This is a genomic window from Bradyrhizobium sp. B039 (assembly GCF_038965675.1).
In the GTDB taxonomy this organism is placed as follows: domain Bacteria; phylum Pseudomonadota; class Alphaproteobacteria; order Rhizobiales; family Xanthobacteraceae; genus Bradyrhizobium; species Bradyrhizobium diazoefficiens.
In genome coordinates, this window is the sequence record NZ_CP152416.1 from 7,489,546 (window position 1) to 7,512,436 (window position 22,891).

At 60.3% G+C, this 22,891-nt stretch carries 13 protein-coding genes and 1 pseudogene; 5 read left to right on the forward strand and 9 right to left on the reverse strand.

The features are described from left to right. Positions 1 to 6: 6 nt before the first annotated feature. From AAFG50_RS35520 to AAFG50_RS35555, 8 genes are all read right to left on the reverse strand, one after another. On the reverse strand, positions 7 to 735 hold the full coding sequence (locus AAFG50_RS35520; protein ID WP_018647403.1) for a hypothetical protein: 729 nt from the start codon (positions 733 to 735) through the stop codon (positions 7 to 9). A gap of 1,898 nt (positions 736 to 2,633) precedes the next feature. Continuing rightward, entirely contained in the window at positions 2,634 to 3,578 is a 945-nt protein-coding gene (locus tag AAFG50_RS35525; protein WP_018647405.1) for a hypothetical protein, read from the reverse strand. A 2,166-nt stretch (positions 3,579 to 5,744) separates the two neighbouring features. Further along, a complete protein-coding gene (locus tag AAFG50_RS35530; RefSeq protein WP_011084794.1) occupies positions 5,745 to 6,785 on the reverse strand; it encodes a pectinesterase family protein in 1,041 nt (346 codons plus the stop codon). Positions 6,786 to 7,002: 217 nt separating this feature from the next. After that, positions 7,003 to 8,301 (reverse strand): glycosyl hydrolase family 28 protein, encoded by a 1,299-nt coding sequence (locus AAFG50_RS35535; protein ID WP_014497833.1) that lies wholly within the window; start codon positions 8,299 to 8,301, stop codon positions 7,003 to 7,005. 951 nt (positions 8,302 to 9,252) lie between these two features. After that, positions 9,253 to 9,543 carry a hypothetical protein gene (locus AAFG50_RS35540; RefSeq protein WP_014497834.1) on the reverse strand — a complete coding sequence of 97 codons (291 nt, stop codon included), beginning with the start codon at positions 9,541 to 9,543 and terminating at the stop codon, positions 9,253 to 9,255. 514 nt (positions 9,544 to 10,057) lie between these two features. Further along, positions 10,058 to 11,227, reverse strand: coding sequence for a Wadjet anti-phage system protein JetD domain-containing protein (locus AAFG50_RS35545; protein WP_011084791.1), 1,170 nt, complete (start codon positions 11,225 to 11,227; stop codon positions 10,058 to 10,060). 2 nt (positions 11,228 to 11,229) lie between these two features. Continuing rightward, positions 11,230 to 14,664: an SbcC/MukB-like Walker B domain-containing protein gene (locus tag AAFG50_RS35550; protein WP_018647407.1), complete on the reverse strand. Its 3,435-nt coding sequence runs from the start codon at positions 14,662 to 14,664 to the stop codon at positions 11,230 to 11,232. Continuing rightward, positions 14,661 to 16,817: a Wadjet anti-phage system protein JetA family protein gene (locus AAFG50_RS35555; RefSeq protein WP_342714082.1), complete on the reverse strand. Its 2,157-nt coding sequence runs from the start codon at positions 16,815 to 16,817 to the stop codon at positions 14,661 to 14,663. Before AAFG50_RS35555 ends, AAFG50_RS35550 begins: the two co-directional genes overlap by 4 nt. Positions 16,818 to 17,288: 471 nt before the next feature. Here AAFG50_RS35555 and AAFG50_RS35560 point away from each other — a divergent pair, with 471 nt between their 5' ends. Continuing rightward, positions 17,289 to 17,540 carry a helix-turn-helix domain-containing protein gene (locus tag AAFG50_RS35560; protein WP_011084786.1) on the forward strand — a complete coding sequence of 84 codons (252 nt, stop codon included), beginning with the start codon at positions 17,289 to 17,291 and terminating at the stop codon, positions 17,538 to 17,540. Beyond that, positions 17,540 to 18,859 (forward strand): type II toxin-antitoxin system HipA family toxin, encoded by a 1,320-nt coding sequence (locus tag AAFG50_RS35565; RefSeq protein WP_011084785.1) that lies wholly within the window; start codon positions 17,540 to 17,542, stop codon positions 18,857 to 18,859. The genes AAFG50_RS35560 and AAFG50_RS35565 overlap by 1 nt, the downstream gene beginning before the upstream one ends. 251 nt (positions 18,860 to 19,110) lie before the next feature. Here AAFG50_RS35565 and AAFG50_RS35570 read toward each other — a convergent pair. Beyond that, positions 19,111 to 20,105, reverse strand: a pseudogene (locus AAFG50_RS35570) (IS481 family transposase). Positions 20,106 to 20,318: 213 nt separating this feature from the next. Here AAFG50_RS35570 and AAFG50_RS35575 point away from each other — a divergent pair. The 3 genes from AAFG50_RS35575 (at position 20,319) to AAFG50_RS35585 (ending at position 22,307) form a co-directional block, all read left to right on the forward strand. Then, a complete protein-coding gene (locus tag AAFG50_RS35575; protein WP_011084781.1) occupies positions 20,319 to 20,684 on the forward strand; it encodes a Nif11-like leader peptide family natural product precursor in 366 nt (121 codons plus the stop codon). 716 nt (positions 20,685 to 21,400) lie between these two features. Continuing rightward, positions 21,401 to 21,868: a hypothetical protein gene (locus AAFG50_RS35580; protein WP_026312699.1), complete on the forward strand. Its 468-nt coding sequence runs from the start codon at positions 21,401 to 21,403 to the stop codon at positions 21,866 to 21,868. A gap of 46 nt (positions 21,869 to 21,914) precedes the next feature. Further along, on the forward strand, positions 21,915 to 22,307 hold the full coding sequence (locus AAFG50_RS35585) for a hypothetical protein (RefSeq protein WP_011084778.1): 393 nt from the start codon (positions 21,915 to 21,917) through the stop codon (positions 22,305 to 22,307). Positions 22,308 to 22,891: the final 584 nt, after the last annotated feature.

A 22,891-nucleotide genomic window follows, 5' to 3' on the forward strand; every position in this document is an offset into this window, starting at 1 on the left:
CCTGCGTCACGAGCCCGGCGTAGCCCTCTCATCATGGTCGACGCTCCACTTCCATCCTGTTCGCCGCGCGGCACCTAGAGAGAATTGCTTTAGATCGAAACTAAACTCTTCTGGATCGGCGGAGAACGACGCGGCAGGGTGTCGGTGCAACTCGCCCTGTAAGTCCTTTTCCAGTCGCTGAAGCTTGTCCGAAGGGACGGAGGCTGGTGACGGAATGGGTTGATGATCAAGATGATCCAGCACTTGCAAAAGCTCCCACTGATGAAGCTGCTCGGGATTGATCGCGACGTGCCCTTGGACGAAAGCCGACGGGGCGGGTTGATCCTCCTGCCCGTCCCGAAGCTCCTCTCGCCGACTGCTAGCTTCGTACGAGGCCCTGTGCTGTGCAGCGGCGTCGCCGATGAGCGTCGGTTCCATCAGTGCCGCGCTTTCGGGATGGATGGGGGCCACGTTCGGGGGGCGGGCGCGACCGCTCCGTTGGCGTACGATGACTTCGCCCGTCGACCGAAAGGTGCGGAGATGGTCTAATGCTACAAGGAGGATTTTGGGATTTCCCTTTCCGACGAACTCGTATACGTCACCGCCATTGCTCAGCGACTTATTGTCCTGCCGAGCAACAATGCTCGGTCTGCGTTTTGCGAAGAGCCAACGGCTAAAGCTAAGAAGAGCGCCTGCATGTTGCTTCGCCCCACCGGCGACCATCCCGCCTTTGATGAGAGCCTCCTCAAGCCTCAAGATTTCGGGAGCATCCTCGGATAAACAGGCCGCTTGTCCAACTGATGCCCCCGTACCACAATCCCAGTTGATTGAGCCGGCTGCATCGCGGAGGCTGCTGACATTGCTCCACCACCGCCTGAATTGGCGAACTCGCTCAGCTGCTGCTCAATGGCAACGCCTTGCGGACTTTTTAGGGCCCTTGGCCTCTTCGCTGCTCTCAACTCAGCTGTGTTACGCTCATCGTTGATGAGGACCTCGCTTGGCAAGAGGTTGCTCCTGGCAAGTGCACTCATCGGCTCGGCCGGGGACTGCTGGTGTAGCTAGACACATTGGTAGAGGGCCTACCGCGTGGCCCACCGTCAGGGATCGCGTTATCGGCTTCGCGCACCTCGTTTAATTGCTGCTCAAAGTCGTCTTGCCCGGATCGGTCGGGTTGATGCTCTTGCGAGACCTGTACCGCGGCCCGGCAGTTACGTCAAAATTGTGCGGTTCCACATTAGCCTCTCGTCATGCAATCAATTGAGCTAGTCCTACTATGAACAAACTTTCGAGAATCTGACGAGCCGTCGCCCGCGGCTCTCAATCGTCGCGCAACTTCATGCCGAAATCCTCGACTTGCGCGCCACCGGTCTGTCGCCGCGCGGGATCGCGCCGCAGATCGCCATGAGCGTGAGGACTATCGAACGCTGGCTTGCTGCGGGCGGTGAGCCTGAGCGCCGGCGGCCGCCCGCACACTCTGTCCTCATTGATCCTTTTCGAGATTATTTGGGAAAAGCGCTGGGAGGAAGCTGACCTTAGCGATTTTTATCGCACCAAGCTCGCTGTCATCGGCTTCCCAGGTCCAGTGGGCACTTGCACTCTGCTCCCGAGCGGACCAGGTGTTTGCAACGCAGCGCGAGGGGCCTTTGCATAGCGCAATAACTGAACTGGGCATGAGGCCTTAAGCTATGCAGGTTGCGAAATACCGCGCCCGCCGAGGAATTTGGGCGGCCATCAGGAAAAGCCTTTGTCAGCAAACTTTCGTTTGGTGGCCAAGTTCTTGGCGCTTGGCCATCGCCTGCGCTCGGCGCCGGTGCTCCCTCGATCAGGAATGCGTTCGATCTGTGGTAGCTGCGGTTTTCAAGACAAGAATTGGCGGACTATGTGAAAGGATCAGGGATGCAGAAAGCATGTCCGGGCACGCACCAAATTGGTAGAATCGCTTGGCAGATTCTACAAAGAGGAGGCTGGACGGTTCAGGCCGTGCCCCTGCAACGGATCCATCGCCTGCCAACAGCCTCGCTATAGAACGCCTTACGCGAGCTGCCCCGCCGAAAGCTCGATTGCAGGCCCTGCTGCCTCTTCAGCCACGTTCAGGATAAATGCGTACGCGCTGGCGGCCTTCGCTCTCCACCAATTCACCCCTGTAAGGCACTCCGCGGATCTCGAAATAGGTTGGTTGGCCCGCCCGCGGCAAGATGCCTTGGCCTTCCAGGGCGCGGACGAGGTAGGGCGGAAGGAATCGATCTCGGTGCTCCCATCCCCGCGGATCAGATACCCAAGATCAACGGGCCCCTCACCGGATTGCACGGCTGGCACGATCGGCCGGGGACGATAGAGCGACTGAGACGGGCCTGGTTCATCCGGCTGGCTCACGCGGGGATGATGGATCAGGCGAACATCCCTGCGGCCTCCTGGTCCACCGTAGCCGAAAATAGCGCTCCCCATTGATCACAAACTGACTTGGCCCGAACTGGTTTGGCAGCAGATGCATATTTCCCAATACATCGATCAACACGACTGAAGCCGCCTGGGAGCCGTGGCGCCAGCCGGCGCCAACGATCGCTCCTATATCCCGCAGCTCCGGAGCCGCCCCCGGCGGTCCTGCGAACGACGAGGCGGCTGCAAATTCAGATGCTGGCGCAGAGCGCGCATCGTCACGCAAGTCGTGGGGTGTGGGGTGGATCCAGATCAACGAAGGAGTCGAGACCGCCGTAGATGTTTGACGATCGAGGCCTCACGCACGACGGCGATGCGGAGTCTTGCATCTGTTGCCCGAGCCAGGCCCAGGCTCCCTGGCTGGGGGTGGCCGGTGTAGCAGGAAGCTCGAGCGGCGGATGAGCTTGCGCGCCCCAGTGCGGCGCTGGCTCTGGTGAGGCGGGTCCTTGGATCTGCTCGCCAAGCCAGTTCCAGGCTCCGGCGCTCGGCGTCGCCGGGGTTGCGGGAAGCTGCTGCGACGAACCGGCCTGCCAATGGCTGGGCGGCGCTGGCATCGATATGTTGGGCCCGTGGATCTGCTCGCCAAGCCAATCCCAGGCGCCCGCGCTCGGGCTAGCTGGCGTTGCGGGAGGACCCTGCAGTGCATGCGGCTGTCGAGCAGCTTCCCAAGAAGGCTGGCCCGGATCCTCAGGAGGCCTCAATCCAAGCGCCCTGTTCGCCTCCAGGATTTGCTCGTATCCGCCAAGTTTGACCAGATCAGCATTGATCTTCTTGTCGTTGGTTTCGCGCCTGTACTCCTCGAGATCCCGGACAAACGCGGGGGTGGAAAGTCGGCCGGCCATCGGTGGCCTATCATGGGTCCGCAGCCACTCACTCAGCTTAGACATGCGGCGAGCTTGCCTGTCGATCGTCTTCGGCTCGATCCTGTGTGTTGCCTTTTCCGCCGCCGCCCACATGTGGATGAGGGTTGCGTCCGCGCCGTGAGGAGCCAGTCGGCGGAGATCAGGCGCCAGGGCGTTTCCGGCACCGACCTCACGGAGCTTCTTCAAGGCCGCCTTGATGCGCGTGCCGCGGCGGCCTGCGTACCTGTCGACCTCCTCATCGAGCTCAGCTTCCAGCTGGTGGTTTTCCACCTCCGGATTGTCCTGCTGCGCGTTTTCCAATTCCCGGCTATTCGATCCGCAATTGAGGGCCTGCCGTGCTCGCTCAGGAGCACGCTCAAATGGCGCAAATCGGTTGCCGCATTCTTGATCGTGCCGTCGGTGAGGTTACCCGCCGCCTTGTTTCGGAAATCTTTAATGAGCTCCTCATCGGCCGCAGGGACCCCGCGCGTCCGGCCCGGCTGCCTCGCATAATCAATTCGTAAATTCGTCGAAAAGACGTCAGATTGCCCAGCGTCGCGCGACGAATTTTCACTGCTGCTCCGGCCAAGCGCCTTGCCGATTCCCGACTTGAAGCGTGACCATAATCTGCGGCTTTTTCCGCTTTTGGCCGACGCGGCAGACTCTGCGTCCGGAAAGCTTTAGCGCGCGCTGCTGAACAGATCATCTCGCAAACTAGACTGCGGCACTTGCGTCGCAGCGGTAAGCTGAAAGCTGGGAATGTCTACGCTCCGGCGCGTGTCGCCTAGCGCACTCTCCCTAAAAGTGGAGTGCGGCGGCGCCCGCATCGAACCGCCGAAATCGTCCCGCCGGACTGCTCGACCACCTCCTGCGGGAGGCCGATCAGGTGAAGTTGACTTGCTTTGATCAGACGGATCGAGATGCAAATCCTCCATACGCTTCTCAAAGTCGCCTTGCTCGCTTGAGTCGCCCCGTCGCTGACCCGCCCGCCCCGGCAGCGCGGCGTACTCCCGCATCCAGGCTCCTGAATCGAAGAATGGGTCAATCGGATCCATCCTGCTCTCCTCATGTTTGTAGAGACCCTGCAGCAATCCGTACGGCCTGGATTACGGCGAGATTGCAGCTCTTCAGATTCTCGATTGTTGTAGCCGCAACCTTTCAAGAAGCTGACGAGATCAGGATATTGCTGCGCGCGAGACCGGCGTCGCATCGGCACCCGCCTGACGACGGACGGAGTTGCTCCAATTTTATCGCACCTCTTCGCCGGTTTCGTGTTCGAGCTGACGAAATTGGTCGACCGATCTAACAATGGATCGCCGGTCGATCGTGCGCCGAATTCAAGCATCACGGCGGGACTTACATAGCCGCTACCGTCTCCAATGGATCATACGTGACGTGCATCTTGTCGTCCTTGAGCTTGTCCTATTGCAGGCGTTCATTGATGACGCACAACGTCTTTTCCTTGACGCAGACCGGAGGCGTTCTCGCGCGTTAGCACTTTTGCTTTGACTGCGGTTCTGAGGGACCAAATTGTCCACCGGGTCCGGAGCTGTTGCTCGAATGCCGTATGTGAGATCCACGTCGTACGAGAAACGGCGAATTGCGCCGTAAGCCTTCGAAAGGGACGTTCCGCTCGGAGACGAGATTCTCGCCCAGTGGCGACGAGCGCGTTCAGGCATCAAAACGACCCCAAACATTCTTTTTCGAGAAGATGTGCAGGGCGTCCTGAGTTCGCAGCAGTAACGGTGCCTGGCAAGCCAAGTTGGCAATGAAGATCCGGCAGACTTCGATTCGCTCACTTCAATCGGGCTCAGTCTTTGACTGAGGGACCGCAAGGCTTCTCTTGCAGTCTCGGGACCGCCCCGCTCGAGCGCGCACGACCTCACCTGCACGACGGCTTGGCCATCGTAAGCTGCCAACGCGGTGCATGCTTGAACTCCACAACTTGCTTGCCAAGATGGAGCTCGCGGAACGCCCCCGAAGTCAAATAAACCTGCCGAACAGTCTGCGGCCTCGTCAACCGAGTTGGTTGGCTGAGGCAGCGCCTCCGTAACCGATGATTTCGCCGCGGCGCGCCTTGGTCTCCTCAACAACTTTTCGACCGACTGAGCTCTCGTTCCGAAGCAACTTTCGACGGGGCGCAGATAGGCGCCCTCGCCTCGCGCACGGGAATTTTCGTCGCTCACCGACCGAACGAATATAGCCGCGAAGCATCAGCCCACTTCGCTCTCCGGAGATCTGCGCAAGGCGCTGAACAGGCAAATCAGCCGTTCCCGAGCGATGACGACGTGCTGACGTGACGGTCCGTAGAGCTTGCCGACACTGATCCGCCAAAACGGACAAGATGATCTGCGAGCTGAAGCGGGCGCATGTGGGTGGACGGCGAACAGATGAGATCGTCGCGCCGGCCCCCCTTTCCGTCGGTTTGGCTCCGGCGGCGGTTGGGTTGCTGTACAAGACTCTCCATCACAATCAGGCTCGCTCCCCTCATTCATCCGAGGATCGCCGTGGAACCCCTTCACCGTGAACATTGCTCTTTGTTCGAACCTGATGGTTCGTGGGCAGCCAATCTGTGACACCCGCGAAGAACACTCTCAGCGACCATCTCGCAGCTTCGCCATCTTTCAGTTGATGGGAATGAGGCTCGCGGCCTGATGGGTTAGCACCGATGCCGAAGGATCTATATTCGGCATAATAGCTCGTGCTCAACTTGTTGGTCTCGCCGGGAGCCCATTCGCGCCAGCCTTCCGCAATCACTCGTGCATCTATCTTTGTCGACAGGAAGACCACTGTGGCGTAGGAGCGCCAGGGGCGGCCAAGCGCGATATAGCGCGCAGCAGGGTCGGCACTTAGCCTGCAATGATCAAAAACATAGCCACTGTCCTCATCCGGCGTTGCCTTGCTCTGAGCGGTATAGATGACCGCTTGATTGGCGATGCCGTGCAATTCACATTGCCGGAACCAGACCTTGGCGTTGCCAAATATGAAATCGACATGCCCTTCGATGTAGCAGTTCGAGAAGTATTGTCGTGACATTCTACCGTTTGGTCCCTTGCCGGCAAACAGCGTGTCCTGGGCGCCGAGCAGGCGGACGCGCGTAATGACGTCCCTATCTCCGGTAACGGACAGCGCTACCGCCTGCGAAGGTGGATTGGCCGGATTGAGGGCATAGTCGTTCTGAATGGTCAGATTCTCGAGCCGGAAGTCATCGCTAGGGGCATCCAGCGTCGCCGAACGGGCCGTTCCTCCTACATTGACCGCGCCGTCGCCATACACAATGACCGTATCCTCCGGCTTGTTGCCAGTCCCTGCGAGATGAACACCGGATTTCGTGATTTTAACCTTCTCGCGATAGATGCCTGGCGCGATCCGGACGTTTCCGCCTTCCGCCGGCAATGCGTCGATGGCTTGCTGCACGGAGTGATAGTCTGCATTTCCGGCATGCGACACCAACAGTGGATGAGCGTACGCCGCGGCGATGCAGAAACATCCCGCCAGAAGTGCAGCGGAGGAAACGAAAATTCGCATGTGATCTTACACTTCGTTTCTCAGCGGGATAGCCGTCGCGCATCGACACAAGATTTTCATCGCCAAATCAGAACCTGCGTCACCTTGACATTTCCGGCCCTGCAAAACTGTCGGCCAATAGCAACCAACTCGGGACATGAGCCCGACCTTCGTCACACCAGTAATCTTGGCCCCAGATGCGGAACTCACCACCTGAGTTCGGCGCCGCGTGTAGTGCTTACCGATTGCCGTCGCGGAATGCCTTGGAACATACCTCCGATCCGCGCAGCGGCGGTTGTGTAGCTCGTCCGGGCAGCGGGGGCCATACGTCAGAGTGATTTGCGCTGACGTTCGCATGTTCAAGTTGCCAAGTCGCGGAATTGGCAAATCGAACATCTTCGAGTGTCACGTCCAGGGCATGCCGCTCGTCTATGCCGCGCATCAGCAGCACACCAGTGTCGCCATGCACATGACGGAGAACGATTTGCCGATAGACCGGAATCCTCGTGCCTTGAGCGCGCGGATCATATTTTGCATCGAAAGCCAGCGGCCACCGGTTGCCCCTCAGGCACACGTACTCATAAGTCACGTTCTCGACCAGACCGCCTCGACCAACATCGCTCTTGATGCGCAGGCCCGACGTCGTACCATCCAGTGTCAGATTACGCACCAATATGTCTCTGGCCCCGGAATTCACCTCGCTGCCGATCGACATGCCATGCCCCCAGCCGAAATAATTATCAATGATCGAGATATGGCTGCTTGAACCATTGTCGCCGGCCTTGATTGCGACGTTGTCGTCACCCGTACGGATCCAGCTGTGGGTGATGGTCACATCCTGACTGGCGCCAAGATCGATGCCATCGGTGTTGCGGGCATCCGCCGGCGAATCGATCGTGAGGGCCCAAAACGTGGCACCTTCAACCCGGTTCATCGCGACATGAAAATTGGCAGCGTTGCGCAAGGTGACACCAGAGAACGTGATATCCTGCGCATGATCGACCTGGATCAAGCGTGGGGCGTTCTGATTGCCGCCCTGGGCTTGGGCGCGGCGGGCTAGCTGCCACCAGGTTTCCGCGCCGCCGCCGATCAGCGCGCCGCCCTGACCATCGATGATGCCCTCTCCGTAGATACCGCCGCCGCGCGTTTTAGAAAAGCTGATGAATGGCCGGCAACCGTCGCCCTTTTCCGCAATGCGACCACATTGTCCGAGGCCCTTGTCGTAAGCGGCAGGTTCGGGGATGGCGATCAGTGTCGCACCGCGTCCGACCCATAAGGTCACGCCCGATTTCATCTCGAGTGGACCTGAGTGAAACTCGCCGCGCCCGAGATAAACTGCAGCGCCATCGGGGCAATGTTCAATGGCCTCCTGTAGGCTAACTGTATCGTTCTTGCCGGAAGGCACAGGGCGATCACAGACCGTATCAGGTGCAACAGGTTCGGCGATAGTCCGGCGGTCTTGCGCTTTTGCGGCGGGGCCGACAACCATGGAGGCGAGTATGGACAATAGGGCCCAGTTGCGAAAACGCTTTGTCATTGACCTGCTCGTGCTTTTGTCACGCGCATCATTGTCGCGTGCCTTTTCTGGTATTGAGCGCTGGCTTGATCGAGTCGCCGCGTGCGTCACTGGCGCGCACAAGATGACATTTATCCGACGCAGTAGACGCCTGGACTTGAGATCGCGCAGCAGCACCTTGCCTATGCGCGAAAAAGATGAAGCGTTTTGCGATAGTACGAAAATCCAACAACTTCGTAACGTCAGCCTGCTCACACTGATTGAGCTCCCAACCGGTCCCCGATTTCATTTGTGCAACTCCAATTGCGCGTGAGTCCACGCAGCCTCTCGTCCAGGATCGGTGGGCAGTGAGTATTCGGGAAAGCTTTCGAGAAGCTGACGAGGCTACGGCCGGCACCGGATCGCATTCGCACCGGATCCCCTCTTCCTGGTGTCTCACGAATTTTTAGATGACTGCCGTTACCCGCCCTGTTCCGGAGTGATCGCTTGCGGGACATAGTCAGTGAGTTCCGTCATCATCCATGCGATGCCGGAGGCATGGTCGGCTTCCGCGGTCAGCACCGCTCGGCACGTCGCCTGCCCAACGGCCATAGCGGACCATCGTGGTCATTGAACGCGCCCGCTCGCGCCCCCTCCATGGACGCCTAATCGGAAATTTCAACGACTTAAAGACGGACAAGACGACCGAACTGGCTGGAAGTGGAGAGCTCTTGACACTCGATTCAGGACATCTACGTGAGCAGCCCCGAAACAGGAGGCTCTAGCCAAAGACGCGGCGATACGTCCCCTATCTGGTGCTGCTCTGCGCGCATCCCTGGCGGACGCACCGCGATCAGCCAAAAAGCCGAGCCTATCGGCAAGGCCGCACCTAATTGTCCAGTTCGCCCGCCGGGTTCGCAACACCATGCGTCTCGAGATCTTCGCCAGGTCCGTCCCAAAACCTGTCGCCGTTAACGTGCGCGGCGGCAGCTTTCAGCGGTCCCATCGAGGCGAAAACGCCACGGCAGCATCCGGGTTAACAGGATTATCGAGGCTTCGCGATTTAGGCGGCCGTGCGTTGCGTATTGAATTGTTTGCCGCAGAGTTGCGCTGGCGTTCATCGATCGAGACCGCTCGACACTCAAGCCTCCGCTCCAGATCCGCCAATCCTGCCTTACATTCGGCGACAACCGATTGGGCGCGAAGCAGCTTGACCTTGAGCTCGTCCTGTTGCCTGAGTATGTTCTCAAGATCCCAATCGTTCTGCATTAGCTCATTGACCATCTGCAAGCCCCGATGCAAGGCCGACACCTAGCTTCAAGAGCGCAGGCTCTGCATGTCGCAGATGCCCCACCCCGAACCATGGGCTAATCCGATGCCAAACGATCGTCCTGAGGACGCCTTTACGCTGGCGTTCTTGCTGAGAACCACCATTCGTTGCGAGCCCCCAAGACAATCGGCTTCTGCCCGGCAAACCGGAGCGCGATCCCAAGATGGCAGAGTTCGCGAGGCAGGCGCCCGGTTTGGAAAGCGCATCGGGGGACCTCTGCCATCGATCAAGCGGGCATATTTCATCTCAATACTTCAACCGGATGCTGAACGAGCATCATAGTCACAGGTGGTTTCGTCCCATCTTCAAGCAACTGGCATGCCAATGCTGGTTGAGCGTTTTTATGAAGAAACGATGTCGGTTTGCCCGCAGCACGTAGTTGCGGGCGGTGCTGTTGTCGCGCTTGAAACAAATGACGTCCTGAGCGAGACAGCCAAAGCAGCAACCACGAGCGTCCGCGCGCATTTTCTAATGAAACTCTGGCAGGACTGGATCGAGTTCTTCCTGCTCGAGCGTCTTGGCTCCATCTTTCGCCAGGTACGCTGCCAGAGCTGCGATACCGGAGTCCGGTGGACATCGAGCGGGTGCGGATTTTTTGAACGGCACTTGTCCCAAACGCTCGGCAACTTCGACACTCATGAGGTGGGCACGGATCGGCCGGTCGACGGCGCGCTCGATGGTGTGGAAGATCCAGGTGCCGTCCGGATCGATGTCCGACCAATGAAAGATCGGCGTCTGTTCGGATACCAATCCTGCGATCGTCCGCAGCGCCTGCTGGGTGGCAAGCGAGGGGTACCCTCCGACATACATGGTCGTTCCTAATCGGCCGGGGTCCGCCTCGGCGATGTGCCGGTTGAAGCTTGCGAAATTTTCGATCGTTAGCACGTAGGCCGGCGGCTCCCGGAAGCGGACGCGATCTGCTTCCTTGGGAGTGATTCCGAGATACAGCGGAGAGATTCCGGAGAGGTCGGCTCCATCGAGGTCGATCTTGCCCGCGATCAGCAGCGGTGGCGCGAAGCGCTCAAGGCCGATTGCCCGGAGCGCCTCGCGTGGCCGCGCGCCGGGGGGAAACTCCAGGATGCCGCTCAGGAGCCGCACGACCGCGCCTTCGATCCGTTCGAGCGTTTTGCTGTGCCCCACCGTTCGTCTCGAGAAGGTCTTGTAGTCGACGCCAAGATGTTTGTTAGCCAGGATGGCCTGGGCGAGAACGAACGCGTCGCGCAGTGTCTCGACATCGGACGAAGCAACCCCGTGCCACGTTTTCCCCCGCCCCCATACCTCGGCGACTTGGGAAGCGCTGTTCTTCAGAGAGTCGTGCATCGCCGCCCCGGCGACAAGCCGCACAGCGGCATCCTCCGCGATGCGCGACGCGGGGGTACGGCGGAGATATCGGTATAGGATCTCCGCCGAGGCCAGCCGCACATGTGCCACTTGGTCGCGCATGGGGCCCCGCCCCCAACCAAGGGAGACCGCGCCGGCGCTTTCGGCTTCCCTGATCTGTTTCAGGAAGGCGTCCGCCGCGACTACTGATGGGAAAGCGGGGTAGTCCGGGTGGGCGATCGGGCTTGCGGCCCCCGCCTCGAAGCGGTTGAGCAGGTCGTTCAGCAGGCCGATCGCATCCGTGAAACGCCGAGCCATGGCTACTCGGCGGCCAGACGGGTGGCGAGCTCATCTTCGGACATCAGGTCCGGATCGATGGCCATCAGCTCGCGCTTGGCCTTCTCTTTCAGTTCCACCACAGTGGCCCTGGACTGCTCGCCGATGCGGTCCACCTCCACGATGGTGTCCATGTGCTCGAGCACGGCGACGCGCTTCTCGAACGGCGCCGCGATCACGAACTGCAGGCCGAGGTTTTTGTAAAAGCTCATCATCTGCCGCTGGTTCTTGCCGTCCATCTTGGAGAAGGCCTCATCGAACATGGCGAGCGCGAAACCGGCGGGCTTGCCGGCACGACGCTCCGCGCTGCCGTAGACGGCGGCCAGCGAAGCGCCGATGGCAACGTAGATAGGCACCTGTTGTTCGGCGCCAGACCCGGTGCCGCGCCGCTGCTCCCAGCGGGTCGAGCGGCCGGTGGCAACATCCTCCATGTGGATCTCGAAGGTGTAGAAGTTGCGGTAGTCCTCGAACTGGGTGAAATCCTTGTCGGGGTCCTCGAGCAGCGCCTCGAGTGCGACGATCGTATCCTTGTGCGGGAAGTCATCGGGCACGTCGCCCCGGAACAGCATATCGAGCGCCTCCGGAGAGGTTTTGGCGATCTCGATGATCTTCAGGATGGGCTGGAATTCCACCATCTGGGTGCGATGGAATGAATATCGCTCGTTATGGAACGGATGTGCGTAGAGGCTACGGTTCAACGATTGCAGCTCCCGCTCCATCTTTCCGATCCGGGCCGTGAGCGCGTTGATGAACTCGCCGCGCAGCAGGGTAGAGGCCTTTTCCGCCGCATCCCGCGCCTGCCTTTCGTACTGGCGCAGCTCATTGGATTCGATATCCGAGATCAGCTGCTCCATCCATGGCTTCACCTCCCGCAGCGGCTCGCTTTCCGCACCGACCTGCGAACTCATCCCGAACTGGTCGAAGTAATCGTAAAGAAGCTCGCGGACCCGTCGCTCGATCCGGGCGCGCTCGTTGTCGGACACATTCGCATCCTTCAAGGCCTTCTCGGCGATGGCCCGGTGTTTCTCAGCGAAGCCCTTTTGGGCTGCGGCATCGAGGCGGTCGCGGTAGACGGCCCTGCCTTTCGCGGTGGAGTAGAGTGGGAAGAACTTGCGGTATATCGACCGGGCGACCCTGAGGTTGAGTTCGGAGCCGGGCACGTTCTCGCCCTCTCCGAGCCTCCTCTCCGCCGACCTGACCTCGCCGTCATGCTCGCCGAACGCCTTCTGCTGTGTCTTTCTCTCCTCCAGCCTCTTCTCCTTCAGCTTTTGCTGCGCCCTCTTTTTGTCGCGAAGCCCGCCGTCCCCCGCGCCGTCGAGGGCATCGAGCCTGGCCTGAGCTTCAGCGACCTCAGTCTGCGCGGCCGCGAAGGCGGCCGCGCAAGCCCCCAGATCATTACGTCCCTCGCAGATGTTCTTCAGAGCGGCAAAAGCCTGCTCCGCGGCATGGGCCTCCTTCCCCTTGTCGATCAGGATCCGACCCAGCTCCTCGGCCTGATCCTGCAGGGATCGCAGGGCGTTCGCCTGGGCTGCCTTTCCGATCTTATACTGCGAGGATTCGATCCAGCGATGGCTCCGGACGAGTCCGTCGTCGTAGAGGCCGTCCTTCATTATCGCCCGGCCGGGCCTGTTGAACTGGTCGAGCGTGTCGGCGAGACGGACGTTGCCGTAGCGGCGCATGATGAAGGCCATCGCGTCCGGATCCTGGCTCCGGAAGATCGAGGGGAAAGTGCCGCGCTCCGGCTTGGCCCTGAACTGCTCGAGCTTGTTTAGGCTCACGAGCGATGCATGGCGAAACTCGCGGCGACCTTCCTTGAAGATTGACGTGGCGGCGCTGATATCCGCTCTGTCCACGAACACGGCTTCCCGGTCGCGACCGAGGAGCGCCTCGGCGGCTCCTACCCACTCGGGTTCGGCGACTTCGATGATGTCGCAGAGTACGCGCGGGACCATTCCACCCTGCCGCAGCCTGCGGCAGAGGAGTTCAGTGTCGTCGCCGAGATAGGCGCGCGCCCCTCCGGCGGCGTGCTGTCGGATCCGTTCGAGCACCTCGTCGCGCCTGCCGCGGAGGCCGGAAAGCTCCGCGATGATCCTTTGACGCGCTTCGTCGATCTTCGGCAGCCATTTGGCGCCGCTTGCCGCGAAGGACTTCTCGGCCGCGGTGACCTCGTCGGAGACGCCCCCGATGTCGGCCCCGGCGGTGGCGGTCAGAAGACGCTCAAGCGCAGGAACGAAGTCCTCGAAACCGTCCGCGCACATCGCGCGTAGCGGCTCCAGGCGACGGATGTTCTCCATGCGAGCCTTGAAGTCCGCCGAGGCGCGGTGCGCCGCCTGCCCGGCCACATCGGCGGTCTGCTGCAGGGACTTTCTGCCGGTCTTGGCATCGTGCTCGGCGATCGCGGCCGTGAGGCGTTCGATCTCCTTATCGATGGCCTTGACGTCGTCGTCGATGAATTCGAGTTCTTTTGCTGCGGCGTCCCGGCGCGCCATCTCGGTACGCCGCTTGGTCTTGAAGTCCAGGTTTGTCGCGCGCGCCGCGAGCCAAGTCGCGCGTTTTGCGACCCATTCCTCCCTGAACTTGGTCTCGAGCGCCTCTTCAAGCGCGGCGAGGACGCCCCGAAGCGCCCTTAGGGCTTCGAGCCTGAGGCGCATTTTCCGGATGGTCTCGCTGATGTTGCGGTATGTCTGGATCGACTCGCGCAGCTCCTTGATGCCGATCGGACTGTCCTCGAGGATGTAGTTCCGCACGAACTGCGTCGCCGTCTGGTTGTGATCGAGCGTCATCGCGTTGACGATTGATTTCTGCAGGGCGCTGGCGTTCTGTTCGCCAAAGGACGAATGCGGCAGAAGATGGCGCATGTACTCGCGGACATAGTCGCTCGCCCGGTCGCGATGATTGACGAAGTTGCCTTCGCCGACCGCTGCGACGATCCGGGCGCGCACGTCCTCCCACTGCGCCGGGAATTGCGACTTTCCTCGCTGCTCGATGAAGTCCTTGGAGCTCAGAACGGTCCCGACGGCTACGAAGAGTGCCAGCACGGTCTCCCTGCTGTCGGACTTGCGCGCCTCGAGCGCCATGCCGATCGTGACCGGTGACCGGGCGCCTTCCGTGTCTTCGAAACCGAGCGCGATGTAGGTGCGCGCCTCGTCGCGCCGGCGCTGATCTTCGCCGAGCGTCCCAAGGCAGTAATCGACGACGCTGCGCTTCGAGCCGCTGCGCGATTTTCCGCTATCGCCGGCGACCGCGTTCAGGCGCAAGAACCGCCGGCTCCCGCCGGTGAGAACGACCTGTGCCATGTCGAGGATTGTGGATTTGCCGGACCGGTTCTCGCCCAGGACCCCGACGTGTCCCCTCACGTCGATGTCGGCGACGTCGAATAGGTGCCAGTTCACCATCGTCAGGTGGCGTAGCTCCATCATGCCTCGTCTCCTGCGGGCTGCGGAAACCGCGCCTCCTCGCTACGGACGTAGCGCTCGAGCCGTTGGAGGGCATCGCCGCCACTGATCAGCTTAATCATCGGACGGATCCTGATCTCGCAGTCCTGCTGCTCGTCGTCAAAATCACCGATCTCGACCAAACTGCGTTGGGCGACCTCGCGCAGGATGTCCCGGAACCGGGCGGCCGAGATCGCGCCACCGCCGCCGTGTTGCGCCATCTCGCGGTAGCGATCGAACAGGTCGTTCAAAGTGGCCACTACGACGGCCCGGTCCTCGACTGCTCCGACGTTCACCTCCTGCTGCCAGTATGCCGCCAGCACCAGCATGACGATGGTTTCGTCGAGCTTCATCCGGGGCAGCGGCACGTCCTCGTCCATGGCGACGATGCCGGCCCACTGCGCCTCCGGATCGCGGTGGACGCGGTATCCGCAACTATCGAAGAAGCCGTCGACCACGTCGCGGAAGCGGCCGTCCATGATCGTGTTGTAGACTGTCCCGGTCCGGGGGTCTCCCGCGAACACGAACTGCCGCCGTAGCAGGAAGTGCTGCGCTTTGCGGAGGTCGGCTGCCTTTTCCGCGCCGAAGGAGCGCTCGACGTTTTCGAACTCACTGAGCATGAGCCGCCTCGCCTTCCGGAGTGCGCCCGATCGCTTGACCAGGAAGTTGGCGCAACGGAGCCATTCGCTGTCGTGTGGGGGCGTGTCGGGGCACGGTTCGAGTTCGAACCCGGCCGCGACCTGCGCCGGAACCTCGCCTGTCAGCGCATATCGGCGGGCGCAATCGAAGGCGAGAAAGTCGTCCACGGTATCGATTTCCATGAAGCGGGCTTCCCTGGTCGCGAATGGCGGCACCTGGCCCTCGAGGAATCGTCTGACATCCTCGGGGCGGGGCGCGATGCGAGCGATGTACTCGAGGCGGAGCTTCTTGCGCAGTTCATACAACGGATCCGACGGCGGCTCGGCGAGCTCCCTTGCTTCGACGGGACGGCGCGGCTGCCTGGCCGGCGCCTGATGGTGCTCCGACCAGGGCGACCGCAGCGGCTCGATGCTCCATTCGATTGTCGCCTTGTGGTGCCTGCCGTCGCGCAGTAAGGCATCCAGGCGCCGCACCAGGCCGCCGGCCCGGCCGACGAGTCCCTGCCCGCCCCGCTCGGCGTACTTAATGGTGTTGCGGACCCGGGCTTCGAGCTGCCTGCGGAAGGCCTCGATCCTGTCGAACATCTCCCCGATCTGATCGAAGATGCTTTCGATAGCCAGCAGGTCGTCGGCCGCGGCCATTCGACCGTCCTCGATGTCGGCTGCCATGCTGGAAGCTATGTACTCCTCGGCGAGGACCTGCATGGTTTCCGGGCTGTAGGAGATCCTCCGCGCGAGATCGACGATGGCGTCGCGGAAGCGGTATGGATGGTTGACGGTGAGGATGGACTCGAAATCCTTCAGCAGGAGCTGTTCGATGAACTCCTCGAAAAAGGCTTCGAGCCGGGTAGCGACTGTTTTCGACTCCATGACGGTCCGTCGGACGCGCTTCAGGTCGGCCAGAATGGCCCGCAGACTCTTAGTGAACTGGTCGGCCTGATTGCGCGCCTCGCGGACGGCGAGCGCGGCTTCGCGCTGCTTGCGGTCGGTGATCTCAGGCCTCAGTTTTTCGACGGCCTCCAGGTTGAGGCGGATTTGCACGATCAAGCCGCCGAATCGCTGCGAGAGATCCTTGTTGAGGCTCGCGAGCCGTTGCAGCACGAGCAGCGGTCCCATAGCCATGTCCACAGTGACGCGAAGCCCGTATTCCTCCTCTTCAAGCCATCCCCAGACGAGCAGCCGGGCGTATAGTTGTCGGGCAAGACCGAGCGCCTTGTCGCCCTTCTCGGAAGCGAGCGCGACGTCGGCCTTCCGGATCCGGCGGCGTCTCGCGGAGATCATTTCCGGCAGGCTGCCGAAATCATCGCCCTCGTTCCAGAGGACGGGGTTGGCGCGCATGACGTCGTAGATGGCGTGGACCACCTGCTGCGGCGTCGGGAACGACGGCGCGCCTGAAAAGAAGCGTTCGTGCAGATCCAGCAGACACGCTGCGTACAGGTGCTTGTGATCGCGCGAAAAAGCTAAAAAGGCGTCGTCATGCAAATGGCGGAACAAGGTCAATGACGCGGCTCCTGGGCCCGACCTCATCCTGAGTTGGCGGCACTAAATGCACGGCCTGCCGGGCAAAATGTTAGTGAGAGTGGGTCTTGAAAACACAACCGGAAGATCAGTTCTTAGTATGTTCTAATATAGCTTTCCAGCTCAATCGCTGTCGAGACTCCAAAGGTCCGATCGGAGCTAGTGTCCGGTCTCAGATCGGGAACAATCCGGCCTCAAGTCATTGAATTTGTTGTTGTTACTATTGCGGCAAAATGGATACAAGGAGTTGCTTGGCACGATAGTGATACGAACGTTCGACATGTCGAGGAGGCTCTCTCGCCCACCGGCAGATTCGAGCCCAGCTCTACATCGATCATCAGCTTTAGCTTTTTAGTAATTTCAATATGCCTAGTATACGCGAAAGCGTATGATCTGTAGATATTCGCGGTCGCGTATATTGACAAATTATACGCGTTTGCGTATCATGCCTTTATGGATACGATTGCCCGCACCCCCCAGCAAATCGGCGCCGGGATCAGGCGCTACCGGCGGCAGAAGAAGCTCACCCAGGGGGACCTCGGTGAGAAGATGCATGCGCGTCAAGCGACGGTCTCGAAGCTGGAGGCCGGTGAACCTGCAACGCAGCTGCGCATCTTGATGGATGCGCTGGCCGCGCTCGACCTCGAGCTGGTCATCCGGCCGCGCACCAAATTGACGGCTGAAGCGATTGAGGATCTGTTCTGATGGCGCGTCGCCCTGCCCGCGCGCCGCTCAACGTCTACCTCAACGCACGGCTGGTCGGGCGGCTGCGGCGCGAGAGCAGTGGCGCAATCGATTTCCAGTATGACAAGCAGTGGCTCGCGTGGGAAAATGCCATCCCCGTTTCCGTGTCGCTGCCATTGCGGGAGGATCGTTATATCGGCGATCCCGTCGTCGCTGTTTTTGACAATCTTCTGCCCGATAATGACGACATCCGCCGACGCGTCGCCGAACGCGCGCATGCTGATGGCGCCGATGCTTACAGCCTGCTCTCCGCCATCGGCCGCGATTGCATCGGGGCGCTGCAATTCCTTCCCGACAGTGCCGCACCCGGGGGCGCCGGCGCCATTGATGGCCGCGCCGCTAGCGATCAGGAGATCGCCGCCATTCTCGGCAACCTTGCCAGCAATCCGCTCGGCATCGGCCCCGACCAGGACTTCCGCATTTCTCTCGCGGGCGCGCAGGAAAAGACAGCGCTGCTTTACTGGAAAGACAAGTGGCACGTGCCTCATGGCACGACCGCAACTACGCACATTATCAAGCCGCAGATCGGGAAGTTGCCGAACGGAATCGACCTGACCGGCAGCGTTGAAAACGAGCATCTGTGCCTTGAGCTGGTTGCGGCACTCGGCTTGCCTGTCGCCAAATCAAGCATCATCGATTTCGCCGGGCGCCGCGTGCTCGCAGTTGAGCGGTTCGATCGCATCTGGACGCGCGACGGCCGCCTGTTGCGGCTGCCGCAGGAAGACTGCTGCCAGGCGCTGTCCGTTCCACCCGCGCGAAAGTATGAATCCGATGGCGGACCCGGCATCCGCAAAATCTCGGATTTCCTCAAGGGCAGCGATACGCCTGAGGACGACCAGGCCATTTTCTTCAAGGCGCAGATCGTGTTCTGGCTGCTTGCCGCCACCGATGGCCACGCGAAGAATTTTAGCATTCATTTGGCGCCGGGCGGTCGTTTTCATCTTGCACCGCTTTACGACATCATTTCGACCCAACCGAGCTTGGACGCTGGACAGATCAGCCAAAACCAAATGAAGCTGGCCATGGCGATCGGCAGCAACCGGCATTACATCGTCCACACGGTTCTCGGCCGACATTTCGTGCAGACTGCGAAAAGCTGCGGTCTACCCGACAAAACAGTCAAGGTTGTCATCCAGCAGCTCGGCGATACAGCCGCAAAGGCCATAGATCAGGTGCTGAATGCGCTTCCAAAAGGATTTCCGGAGAAGATGGCCATATCGATTGCTGATGGCGCAAAGCGCCGTGTGAATTCGCTGGCTGTGCTCAAGAGTAGTGAATGATCGCCGGTTTGCGCAAGCGTACGATGACCTCCGTGAACGGTGGCAGGAAGACCGGATCTACCAAACCAAACCTGGAAGCTGCCTACCAGAGGAGCAGCAGCGCGATCAGCAACAGGGAGCGTTGCCCGAAAGCAGCCAACCAGCGGCTCAAGAAACGGGCCCGGTTCAAGAACGGCGATTGCCGCTCTCCTTCGACGGCGAGCGGCCCGCGCCGTCCGTATGCAAGCTCCAACAGCGACTGCGTTTCCAAACTAGGTGTTTAGTCCCGGCATTTGCTGGAGCGGATTAAGTTTGAATCGTTCTGGCTGGGAAGTCCAGCATTTGCAGATGTATTCGTAGGGCGTGAGGCCCTTCAGGGTCTTCAGCCGGCGAGCGAAGTTGTAGGCGCGGACGAAGTCGGCGAGGTGGCTGCGCAACTCGTCATGCGTGTCGTAGTGGAAGCGCTTGACTGTGGCCTCCTTGATGGTGCGGTTCATCCGCTCGACCTGGCCGTTGGTCCAGGGATGCTTAGGCTTGGTCAGGCAACGATCGATATCATTGCGGGCGCAGGCCACCTCGAAGGCATGAGCCCAAAATGGTTGCTTTCGTTCGATCATGGCTTTGATATCGGCCACAGTCCAACTCCCACCGCTTGGGTCGGTGAGTGGGTGCCGTTGTCCGTCAGAACGGTGTGGATCTTGTAAGGGACTGCCTTGATCAAGTTCCGCAAGAAGTCGGCTGTGACACTCGTGGCTTTTCGTGCAACTCGGTGAAGGCGCACTTCGAGGTTCGATCGATTGCGACGAAGAGATAAAGCCCTCCCATCGCGGTGCGAACCTCGGCGATGTCGATGTGGAAGTATCCGAGATAGCTTTTGAACTTGCGCCTTACGCCCTTGCCATCCTCCACGTCGGAAGCCGTGAGATGCCATGGCGCTGAAGACAGCGATAAAGCGATGAGCGTGTCAGATGCGGGATTGTCGCCTGGAGAGCATAAAGGCAGTCATAGTCATCCAGCGGCAGCAGCGCATGCTTGCAAAAGGCGACGATGATGGCCTCCTTCTCAAGCGACAAACTGGTGGATTTTGGCTCTCTCGGGCCGGTCGGAAGATCGGCCACCGAACCGCGCTTCTTCCATTTTGCGACGGTCTTCGGATTGATCCATAACGCTTGGACAGCGCCCCCAGGCTCTCTTGACTATTTTGTATTGTTCGACGGATTGCCTCCGTCGTTGTGGCGCAGCCGTGAAGAACCTGCTCCGTTTGGATACTGTCAACGAAAACCTCGTCCCGCGTAGCGGGCCGATTGTCAGTTCGGCAACAAAGTGTCACCAAGTGGACGATACGCAGGGTCAGAAAAACGAAAAATCAGCAATCTTCAATTCGGCACGCCTCTTGCCCTGTTAACGGCGTCGGCACCAATCGCTTGTGAGCCCGAGATGGATGATTTGGCGACTTTGAGCAAAGGCACGGAGACTGGCTGTGTCGCGAACTGACGTAGAGCGATTCGTCAACGATCTGGGGAACGACGGTGGTCTGCTTGAACGCGTAAAACCAATTGCTACCGGCCTTGCATCGATTGTCGCGATCGGAAAGAGCCTCGGCTACAGCTTCACACCTGATGAAGCTAAAAGTTGCATTCGAGCTCGACAGAAGTTGACGACTAAACCGCTCGCCGGTGGCACTTTTAATTCGAGTGATACGATCTCGACCGGCGCTGTTCAGGCCCTTGCAGAGGTGGCCACGAGCGGCGCGCAAGCCGCGGAAGCGGCCTCTGACCACGCCACAGCAGTTGAGCCCGTTGCAGTTGTTGTGGTTGTTATTGTAGCGGTCGTGGCCGAGGTCTGACATGCCTTCGCTCTGACCGCATCGGGTGGTTGCTCGAGGAGGCGATGAAGTGCGATGAAGTGCGATGAAAACATGAAGTAAGCTTCGTCAATGACACACGCTGCCGCCGAGCACTACCGACAGATTTTTGACCGGCGTACCCCGGAGCAACTGCGCACGCTATCGCATCTCAAACGCTTCATGGAGCGGTTAGTCGGTGACGAGGAGTTCCGCAGGGCGCTTGCGGAGGCAATCGCCACCCCTCGAGCGGTAACAGAGCGGTACGGCATCAATGTGGATCCAATGGAGGTGCTGCCGCTCTGGCGCGGTGGCTACCAACAATACCGCTTCAAGCCGGAGTCTGCGCCGTGGCCGCTGGCTGTGATGTGGGATGAGTATCTCCGCGAGATGATGCGTCATCGCGACCTCTTGCGCGACGAAGGCGAGATGTCGACGATCAATCCTCGCTTTCATGCTTGGCGCGAGCGGCAAATCCGGCGCTGCAATGACCAATTGGGCGTGTCGGCGGCGTCGCTCACGCACCCCATAATCGCTTTCGAGCTAAGCGAAGGCTGCAGCGTCGGTTGTTGGTTCTGTGGCCTCTCGGCCGATCGCTTTACAGGCTATTACGACATAGCAAAGAGCATGCAGCGCTTTGGCGGGGCGTGGTTGGTGTCGCGAGCGAAATGTTTGGTTCTGCAGTCCGCACGGGCTTCTGCTACTGGGCCACAGATCCTATGGACAACCCACACTACGATCGCTTTCTGTTCGACTACTATCAGATTACGGGCGCGTTACCGCAAACAACAACCGCAGCCCCACTCAAGGATCCGGCACTCACCAGGCACGTGCTCGGGCTCTTCAATCTATATCGCACGACGACGAATCGTTTCTCCGTGCTGAGCAGGGCCCATCTTAATCAGGTTCACACGGCCTTTTCGCCTGAGGAGTTGCTAGGAGTCGAACTCATCCTGCAGGGCAAGGAGGCGCAGACAGCAAAGGCCATGGTCGGGCGCGCGCGCGAGCGGAAGGAGAAGCGCAGGGGCGCTAACAAGGACGGTGCAATCGCCTTTCTGGAACGCAATCACACGACGATCGCCTGCGTTTCCGGCTTCCTCGTAAATATGCGGCAGGGGCGTTTACGACTGGTGACGCCGGTGCCGGGTAGCGATCGCTGGCCTCTCGGGTACCCGCATTCTGGGTGAACGCTTCTTCAGCACGCCTGACGGTTTCCGGGGCGGGCTGCAGAGCATGATCGAACAGTATATGCTCGAGAGCCCAGCCCATGACCTGCCGATCCGCTTCCGCAGGGACCTGCAATATAAGGCAGGGAACCGGTGCTTTCATCTTCGCTCACGCAACATGGAACACCGCGTGCTCGACGACATCGCCCCGATTTCCGTTGGCCCTTTGATCGCGGACGGCAACTGCACAATGTCGGAGCTGGTTATTCGGGTCGCAGCTGACGGAACAACCCTCCTTGGGGTCGCCGACTTGCTCGATCAGTTGTACATGACCGGGCTGATCGAAGAAGACCTCGACGACTGCTTCATCTGGCAGACCGGTGACTGGACGACGAGGCGCATCGAAGGAGTCAAACACGCGTCCTCCCATACGGGTGCAGATTGTGCCGATTCGCATTGAGGCACTACTTAGCCTCAAGCGACAGCAGCATCCCACCATCCAGCAGTGCTGAGCGCGATGACATGCCGCTCCGCATCCACGGTCCCTGGCTTCGTGGCGTGCACAACCGGCGTGACAAAAGAAGACCAGCGGGGTTCCGCGCTTGCGGCTTCGAGCCAAGCCCTCATTTCGGGCATCAGCGGTGCACGACTGGGACGCACGCGGTTAAGTCGAGAATGGCTTGCCCCGCCCAGTGGTCAATCAAATGGTTCTGCCAGACGACGGTGCCGCTGGTTCCGGAGAGGTCGTGGCTTTTCGTGGCGCGCCACTGCAACTTGCACTGGCGGTGATCCCTGCTAGCGGACGACGACGCGCCTGAAACTTTGATAGGTCCATGTGAATGACGACGTCAGTCCGTTCATCAATGATGAAAAACAGCGAGTCTCACTCGAGGGTGGCGCCGCTAAATACCAGAGCGGAGCCGCGTGCAGGCAATTATTCCCCGTTCGGCTCCAGCACTCTCTGCTTGCTCATGCCGTCCAGTCGCCGGGCAACGAACGTGACGCGGAAATCGTGGCTCGAAGCGGGCTGCCCACTAGCCGAAT